This window comes from Rhizobium terrae (assembly GCF_003425685.1).
Classification (GTDB): domain Bacteria; phylum Pseudomonadota; class Alphaproteobacteria; order Rhizobiales; family Rhizobiaceae; genus Neorhizobium; species Neorhizobium terrae.
Genome location: NZ_QJKM01000026.1, coordinates 44,293 through 52,930, shown reverse-complemented (window position 1 = coordinate 52,930; position 8,638 = coordinate 44,293). Strand labels below are relative to the sequence as shown.

Below are 8,638 nucleotides of genomic sequence, written 5' to 3'. Positions count from 1 at the left end.
CCTTGCCGGCGCACCTCGAAAGCCTCGCCGATCGGGCGCGTGGTTACGTCGAAGCGGCCTCCTCCGCCAACACGCGGCGGGCTTATGCCGCCGACTGGAAGCATTTTGCCGCCTGGTGCCGCCGCCAAAACCTGTCTCCCCTCCCCCCGGATCCGCAGGTGGTTGGCCTCTACATCACCGCCTGTGCTTCGGGCAGTGCCGTTGGCATCGCGACGCCCGGCATGACGCCTAATTCAGTATCGACCATCGAGCGTCGTCTCGCTGCGATCGGTTGGAATTGCGCGCAGCGTGGCATGCCGCTCAATCGCAAAGATCGCGCCATTGCCACGGTGATGGCCGGTATCCGCAACAAGCACGCCGCGCCCCCGCGGCAGAAGGAAGCGATCCTCCCCGAGGACCTCATCGCCATGCTGGAAACCCTCGACCGGGGTAACCTGCGCGGCCTGCGCGGCCGGGCGATGCTGCTGATCGGCTTTGCCGGCGGTCTGCGCCGCTCCGAAATCACCGGCCTCGATCTCGGCCGCGACCAGACGGACGACGGCCGCGGTTGGATTGAGATTTTTGACAAGGGGCTGCTGGTGACGCTGCGCGGCAAGACCGGCTGGCGGGAGGTGGAGATCGGCCGCGGCTCATCCGACGCCACTTGCCCTGTCGCCGCAATCGAAACTTGGATCAAGTTCGCCAGACTGGCATATGGCCCCCTCTTCCGTCGTGTGACGGGACAAGGCAAAGCGGTCGGGTCGGAGCGATTGAACGACAAAGAAGTGGCGCGGCTTGTAAAACGGGCTGCGATGGCCGCCGGCGTTCGTGGCGATCTCAGCGAGGCCGATCGGGCTTCAAAGTTTTCTGGTCACTCCCTTCGCGCAGGTCTCGCCTCCTCTGCCGAAGTCGACGAGCGTTATGTACAAAAACAGCTCGGCCACGCTTCCGCGGAAATGACCCGCAAGTATCAACGTCGGCGCGATCGCTTCCGTGTGAACCTGACTAAGGCTTCAGGACTTTAGCATGCCCGTCGATGACCCTAGGATGACAGGTTTTCCATCCGTTTAAGAGGTTCGTCGCCGGCAGGACCATCGTCCTGATCCGATTATGATTCGCGCGAAACAAGCTTGGTCCCACGAACTGTGGCCAATCGTAAGTTCTCGACTCTTTTCTCGAGTGGGAGGTTTTTCATTCAGAAGGCATGACAACGCCCTATTTCGTGGGCTTTTGCTATACAGAGGTGTCGATCCCGCAACACCCTCGAGCGGCAGTTAAGGTTCTGTTAACTTTAAAAAGCTTGCCGACTCGCATCTTCTAAGTCTTATTAGACCTGCGGAGTTTGACGGGTCATGCCGCAAATTAGCGCAGGTCACGCTAGAGGCACCGAGAATGGCGAAGATGAAGTCAGTCACACCAACCGAAACAGAACCGTTGAGGGCTGTGATTCGACGCCTATCTGAGACGCTATCGTCGCAACTCCAGGCACATCAGACCAGGGTTTTTCCGCCAACTGCCAAGAAAAGCATTCGTCCCTTCACGCCGTCTGAGGTGGCAAAATTGCTCGGTCTTGCCGAAGGTTATCTCCGGACCGTTGTCTCCGAGCTTGAGGCGCGGCCAGATAACGATTTCAGTCCGGCGACCGGGCCTGGAAATCGACGCGTGTACACCGTCGAAGACGTAGCACAGTTGCGTAAGCTACTTGACGAGAGCACGCGTGGATCCCGCGGTGCTCGTCGGTATGTACAGAACCGCAAGGCTGGCGAGGACTTGCAGATAGTTGCCGCCATGAACTTCAAGGGCGGTTCGGGCAAAACGACTACCGCAGCACATCTTGCCCAGTATCTCGCGTTAAGGGGCTACCGCGTACTCGCGATCGATCTTGATCCGCAGGCAAGCCTCTCAGCGCTCTTTGGTACCCAGCCGGAATTGGACGTGGGCGAAAATGATACGATCTATGGCGCGATCAGATATGACGATGAACGGAGACCCGTTCGCGACGTAATCCGAAACACATATATTCCGGGTCTCAATCTGATTCCCGGCAATATCGAGCTGATGGAGTTTGAACACGACACTCCAAAAGCTTTGATGAACAGACGGTCGGACGAACCGATTTTCTTCGCGCGTATCGAAAGCGTGATTGGTGAGGTTGAGGATGACTATGACGTCGTCGTAATCGACTGCCCGCCTCAGCTTGGTTTCCTCACGATGTCGGCGTTGACCGCTGCGACGTCTTTGGTGATCACTGTCCATCCGCAGATGCTAGATGTAATGTCGATGAACCAGTTTTTGGCGATGACGAGCGATTTGCTCGACGAGATCGCAAGCGTCGGAGCGGCGGACCGAAACAACTGGATGCGCTTCCTCATTACTCGATTTGAGCCGACAGACGGGCCGCAAAACCAGATGGTCGCTTTGCTGAGAAGCATGTTTAACGAACATGTCATGGTGAACTCGATGCTGAAAAGTACTGCGATCTCTGATGCGGGTCTTACCAATCAGACACTATATGAAGTTGAGCGAGGACAGTTCACGCGTACCACTTATGATCGTGCCCTTGAATCAATGAACAACGTCAACTCTGAGATCGAGAGCCTAATTAAACAAGTCTGGGGACGCCCATGAGTAGAAAAGGAATATTTGCGCACCTTAGCGAGACGGCGGAGAACGGACAGACGCCAGCTCCTCGCGCATTATCGAAACCGAAGGCTCTGGCAACAGTGACCAAATCGTTGGGCGATTTGAGTTCTCGTGGCCAGCGGGCCGACGAACTCGAAAAGATACTTGCCGCGGGACAAAGTGTTATCGAGCTGGAAACCGATGTCGTTGATCCGTCCTTCGTGCGAGATCGCATGGATAGCGATATATCCGGTCTCAAAGCTCGGATATCTGAACAGGGCCAACAGGTCCCGGTGCTTGTCCGCCCTCACCCCGATACGCCTGGTCGCTATCAGGTAGCATTTGGGCATCGGCGGCTGCGCGCAGTTTCCGAACTCGGGCTAAAACTCAAGGCAGTTGTACGCGACCTAACTGACGAGCAACTGGTCATCGCACAAGGCCAGGAGAACAATGAGCGTGAGGATCTGACCTTTATTGAGAAGGCTCGCTTTGCCCATCAACTGCACAAGCAGTTTTCACGTGACGTGATCATTTCGTCCATGTCCCTGGATAAGGCTGACTTGTCGAAGATGTTGCAGATCGTAGAGACGATACCCGAAGCGATCGTAGACGCGATCGGCCGCGCGCCTGGCGTCGGCCGCCGAAGCTGGCTCGATATGGCCGCCTTCGTTGAAAAGGCGTCGGATATAGAGGTTTTAACACGTTACGCGACTTCGAAGGACGTTCAGGGATTAGAGTCCGCTGCACGTTTCAAGGCGATCCTGCTCATGAAATCGAAACGCACGGCCCGCTCTTTGCCTGACGTAATGTCGGCACCTGCTGGGGATCGGCTTGCGCAGATCAAGGAAAGCAAAGCGAAGCTTGAGCTTGTCATCGACAAACGAGCGACGCCGGATTTCGCATCCTTCCTCCTTGAACAGGTACCCAGCCTGTTCGAGGAATACCGATCCAAACAAAAACTAAAAACTGGAGACTGAACCGCAAAAGAAAAGGCCCCCCAAAACGCTACCGCTCCGGAAGGCCCAATCTGTTGTCTAAGCAACTACAGATTCGCATTTCCCGGAATCTTCGTCAAGAGTCTTTGGCACCGTTTTGGTGAGCAATATTCTTTTGCCTTCTGAAAGGTGAAAGAGATGAATACGGGGAATGTGACGACGCCTTTTGGGCGGCGGCCTATCACCCTTGCGCTCGTGCGATGGCAACAGGCTTCCACGGAAATCAAGAAGGGCAAAACCGCTGATAAATGGAGAATCTACCGCGATGTATGCGCAGCGTTCGAGCTGCTGAGTATCCATTCAAACAGCGTAGCGGTCCTTAATGCTCTCTTGACGTTCCATCCAAACAACGAACTTCGCCAGGATGAGAACTTGATCGTCTTCCCATCAAACGCTCAACTTGCCTTGCGTGCCCACGGGATGTCCGGAGCAGCGCTCCGCCGCCACATAGCGGCACTCGCGGACGCAGGCTTGATTGTGCGAAAAGATAGCCCCAACGGAAAGCGCTACGCCAGAAAGGACAATGCGGGCGAAATCGATGTTGCTTATGGCTTCGATCTTTCCCCACTGCTCGCACGTGCGGAAGAACTGGCCCTCATGGCACAGCAGGTCGAGGCCGATCGCGCCGCGTTCCGAAAGGCTAAGGAAAACTTGACGATTTGCCGCCGCGACGTCCGAAAGCTCATCAGCGCAGCTATGGAAGAGGGGGCCGATGGGAACTGGCATGAAATCGAAGAGATGTATGTAGGCCTTGTAGCAAGGATCCCGAGGGCGCCCACTATGGCGACTGTCACGGCCGTTCTTGAAGAAATGCAGATGCTGCAGGCCGAGATCCTCAATCTCTTGGATATGCACGATAATGTAGGAAATAAGAGCAGCAATGCCGATCTTATCGAGCAGCACATACAGAATTCAAATACAAAATCCCTAAATGAATTTGAACCTAGCTCCGGAAAAGAGCAGGGCGAAGGATCGAGCCGAATAATCAGGCGAGAAACTGACAAGCTGAAGGCTTTTCCGTTAGGAATGGTGCTGAGGGCCTGCCCGCGAATTTTGGACTATGGTCGAGGCGGGGCGATCGGGAGCTGGCGTGAATTCATGTCCGCTGCCGTTGTCGTGCGATCGACGCTTGGAGTAAGTCCGTCAGCCTACCAGGATGCGTGCGACGTGATGGGTCCGGAGAATGCGGCGGTTGCGATAGCTTGCATTCTGGAACGCGCCGGCTTTATCAACAATGCTGGCGGCTATCTTAGAGATCTCACTCGACGGACATGGCGCGATGAGTTCTCGCTTGGTCCGATGCTAATGGCCTTGCTCAAAGCAAGTGGGATAGCGCATCCTAGGCAAGCGTAATCTGAGTAGGCCGCGGCCTACTCAGCAAAGCTCTGAAGGAAATCGCGTTTTCGACGCCGTACCAAAAGACTGAGCAAGTTCCATCTTTCGGCTTGTTGTCCCGTTGGAGATACCAATTTTTCAATGGCAGTGATGTGGGGGGATTTAGGTTATGCGTCGGCCCGAGTTCGACGGGTATAAGCTGGACGGAAGGCTTGGGTAGAGCGAGTAGGCCGCGGCCTACTCCGTAAGACATTGAATTAGCCACTATTTTCGATACGAGTCCAATTCATCTCGCGCGATAACCTGCGACAGCCGAGAATGGCGAATGAGGTTGGCGTAGTTTGCTGGCGGAGAAGTCTCAGAGGTAGAGGAGTGAGGGAGTCTTTGTGACGGATTGAGAGGGTTGGAGAGAGGCTCCGGCCGGTCCGTCATGGAGGAAAGACATGGCTCAGGCCACATCCAAAATCACCCTCAGTGCAGCCCGGGATATTCCCTTCAACAAGCTGGTGCTCAGCCAGCAGAACGTCCGCAAGATCAAGGCGGGCATCTCGATTGAGGATCTGGCGGAAGACATCGCCCATCGAGGGCTGTTGACCAGCCTCAACGTCCGTCCGGAACTCGATGACGATGGCAACGAGACCGGCATCTACCGCATCCCGGCCGGCGGTCGCCGTTACCGTGCGCTTGAGCGCCTGGTCGCGCAGAAGCGACTGGCCAAAACCGCCGGCGTTCCCTGCATCGTCAGCAAGGGCGAAACGCTCGAAGTCGAGGACTCCCTTGCCGAAAACGTCCAGCGCGTATCCTTGCATCCGCTCGATCAGTTCCGCGCTTTCCAGACCTTGCGCGAGCAGGGGCTGGGTGAGGAGGAGATCGCCGTGCGTTTCTTCGTCTCGGTTGCCACCGTGAAGCAGCGCCTGCGGCTGGCCTCCGTCTCGCCGCGGCTCCTCGATCTTTATGCCGAGGACGAGATGACGCTCGAGCAGATCATGGCCTTCTCGATCACCAACGATCATGTTCGCCAGGAGCAGGTCTGGGATATGGTCTCGCGCTCGCATAGCCGAGAGCCCTATTACATCCGGCGGCTCCTGACCGAGACCGCGATCCGCGCCAGCGACCGCCGCGCTGTCTATGTCGGCATCGAAGCCTACGAGGCCGCGGGCGGTTTGACCATGCGTGACCTGTTCGACCAGGATCAGGGCGGCTGGCTGCAGGATCCAGCCCTGCTGGAGCAGCTCGTGATGGAGAAGCTCAAGGCTGACGCCGAGGCGATCCAGGTGAGCGAAGGCTGGAAATGGGTCGAAGCCGCCTTCGACTTCCCCTACGGTCACACGTCTGGTCTGCGTCGCTTCTACGGCGAGCAGGCCGAAATGACTGATGACGAACTGGCCCGCTATGACGCCACCCGTGCCGAATACGACAAGCTCGACGCAGAATATGCGGAGGCGAGCGAGTACTCGGAGGCGACCGAACAGAAGCTGGAGAAGCTTGGTGCCGAGCTCGACCGGCTCAACGACCGGCCATATGTGTTCGATCCACAGGAGGTCGCCCGCGGCGGTGTCTTCATCTCGCTCGGCGCCGGTGGTGAACTCAAGATCGAGCGTGGCTTTGTGAGGCCAGAAGACGAGCCGAGGGCCGAGAGCGATCTATCTGACGACGACGATGAGAGCAGCGACGGGGAGGGCAACTTCCTGCCCTCGTCTCAAGCGGCAGGCGGAGACGCTGCTCAAACCGAGGACGAAGACGAGGTGATCAAACCACTTCCCGATCGTCTTGTTCTCGATCTGACGGCCGCACGAACCGTGGCGCTTCGCAATGCGCTGGCGAACGATTCGGTGATCGCTTTCATCGCAGTCCTGCATGCCTTCGTGCTGAAGACCTTTTATTACTACGGATCAGACTCATGCCTGGAGGTCACACTGCAAAGTGCCCGCTTCAGCCAGACGTCGGGTCTTGGCGAAACGGTGTGGGCGAAAGAGATCGATCAGCGCCATGAAGCGTGGGGTCAGGATCTGCCAAAGGATCCGAATGATCTCTGGGACTTCCTTGTCGCCCTCGACGAGGTCAGCCGGCGGGCGCTGCTTGCGCATTGCGCGGCGTCGTCGGTCAACGCGGTGATCGAGCCATGGAACAAGCGGACCCGCGCGATCGCACATGCCGATCAACTCGCCCGATCGATCGGCTTCAACATGGTGGATGCCGGCTGGACACCGACGGCTGACAACTATCTCGGCCGTGTCACCAAGGCCAGAATCCTGCAGGCAGTTCGGGAGGCCAAGGGTGATCAGGCTGCGGAGTTGATCGGCCATCTATTCGGGCCGAACGAGGCCATCGGTCGGCTAAGCTTTCCGCCGTGTCTTTCGTGAATGGACGGCGGCAAGCAGTCCGTCCAACCGATCCCGAGCGAAGAGGTTGTGTCTTTGCTGTGCCGCTGAACGGAAGTGGAAGAGGTGAGGGGAGGCAGCCTGCGTCGCATCGAGGGGGCTTGGCTTGGTCCAGAATCTCCGTGCGATGGCGCACGCCTGCGGACCTGCCGAGAGGCTTCCCTTACCAGGCGCGCCCTCAAGCCTTCAGCGGGTCGGTCGGGTTTCTTCCCCTGCCGGCGCGGTGCTGCCGGCATTCCTCGCGGATCAACAAACCCTCCCTCCGCCGCCCGGCGCTGCGCTGGGCCGCTGCACTGCGTTTGCGGTTCCGGCCCGGTCCCGCGTGAACAGGGATCGCCGTCAGGTCGCGAGAGTCGCGGCCCCAACCGATGGAGATCACGATGGACCTGTTTTCGACCCCGGACGACGGCAATGAGCCTTCCCACGCATCCTCTCCCACCGACCGCGTCATCTTCGAGATGCAACTGCACGGCCATCGTCCTTTCCAGGACGAGCCCGATCCACGGCCGCTGCCCGAAGAGCCTGCGGTCGAAGCCGGCCTTACCGCCATCTTCAGCGCCCTCTTCGAAATGCTCGGAGACACCCGTCTCGAACCCGATCTCGAAGACCTGCTCTGGTCGACCGTCAATCTCTTCCACCGCAGCGGCGAGCGGATCCAGCGCGAGCTCGACCGCAACGAGGAGGCGCAGCGTTCTGGCCAGCGGGAGCAAGACGGCTCCGAAGTCAAAAGCGTCGAGCTGGAACGGCTGATCGCCGAGGGCATCACGCTTCTGGAGCGCCGCAACAGTTTCGAGTTCATGCGCGACTATGCGAGCGACCTCTTCGAAGCCCAGACCGGATCGGCCTGGAGGCCGCGTACCGGCTCCAAGGTCAGCCACGCCAATATGACGGCGGCGATGATCGATAGCCGCGATTTCTTAGCCGCGCGCCGACGCGCCGAGACCGAGGTGCTCATTCCGGCCGGGACCAAGATCGCCTTTGCCGGCGGCATGGATTTCAACGATCACGAGCGGATCTGGGCGAAGCTCGACCAGGCCCAGGCCAAACACCTCGACATGGTTCTGCTGCATGGCGGATCGCCCAAGGGAGCCGAGCGCATCGCCGCCTGCTGGGCCGAGGCCCGCAAGATCACCCAAATCAGCTTTAAGCCGAACTGGACGAAACATGCCAAGGCCGCTCCCTTCCGACGCAATGACGAAATGCTCTCGGTCATGCCCGCCGGTCTGATCGTCTTCCCGGGCAATGGCATCACAGACAATCTCGTGGATAAGGCACGTCGTCTGGGCATCCCGGTCTGGCAGGCAGGAGGAGTTGCGTAAGGCACTT

5 protein-coding genes and 1 pseudogene are annotated in these 8,638 nt (G+C 58.3%); all 6 read left to right on the top strand.

What is annotated here, in order from left to right:
• Positions 1–1,004 (top strand): site-specific integrase (locus tag DMO26_RS30650; protein WP_117196099.1); only part of this gene is annotated, 1,004 nt, incomplete at its 5' end.
• A gap of 367 nt (positions 1,005–1,371) precedes the next feature.
• On the top strand, positions 1,372–2,607 hold the full coding sequence (gene repA / locus DMO26_RS30645) for a plasmid partitioning protein RepA (RefSeq protein WP_117196098.1): 1,236 nt from the start codon (positions 1,372–1,374) through the stop codon (positions 2,605–2,607).
• Positions 2,604–3,578, top strand: a complete 975-nt coding sequence (gene repB, locus DMO26_RS30640) for a plasmid partitioning protein RepB (RefSeq protein WP_117196097.1) — start codon at positions 2,604–2,606, stop codon at positions 3,576–3,578. The genes repA and repB overlap by 4 nt, the downstream gene beginning before the upstream one ends.
• Before the next feature lie 156 nt (positions 3,579–3,734).
• Positions 3,735–4,949 carry a plasmid replication protein RepC gene (gene repC / locus DMO26_RS30635; RefSeq protein WP_117196096.1) on the top strand — a complete coding sequence of 405 codons (1,215 nt, stop codon included), beginning with the start codon at positions 3,735–3,737 and terminating at the stop codon, positions 4,947–4,949.
• A 425-nt stretch (positions 4,950–5,374) separates the two neighbouring features.
• Positions 5,375–7,240 (top strand): annotated as a pseudogene (locus DMO26_RS30630) (ParB/RepB/Spo0J family partition protein); the annotation flags it as partial.
• Between the two features lie 452 nt (positions 7,241–7,692).
• Positions 7,693–8,631: a DUF2493 domain-containing protein gene (locus DMO26_RS30620; RefSeq protein WP_117196094.1), complete on the top strand. Its 939-nt coding sequence runs from the start codon at positions 7,693–7,695 to the stop codon at positions 8,629–8,631.
• The last annotated feature ends 7 nt before the right edge of the window (positions 8,632–8,638 follow it).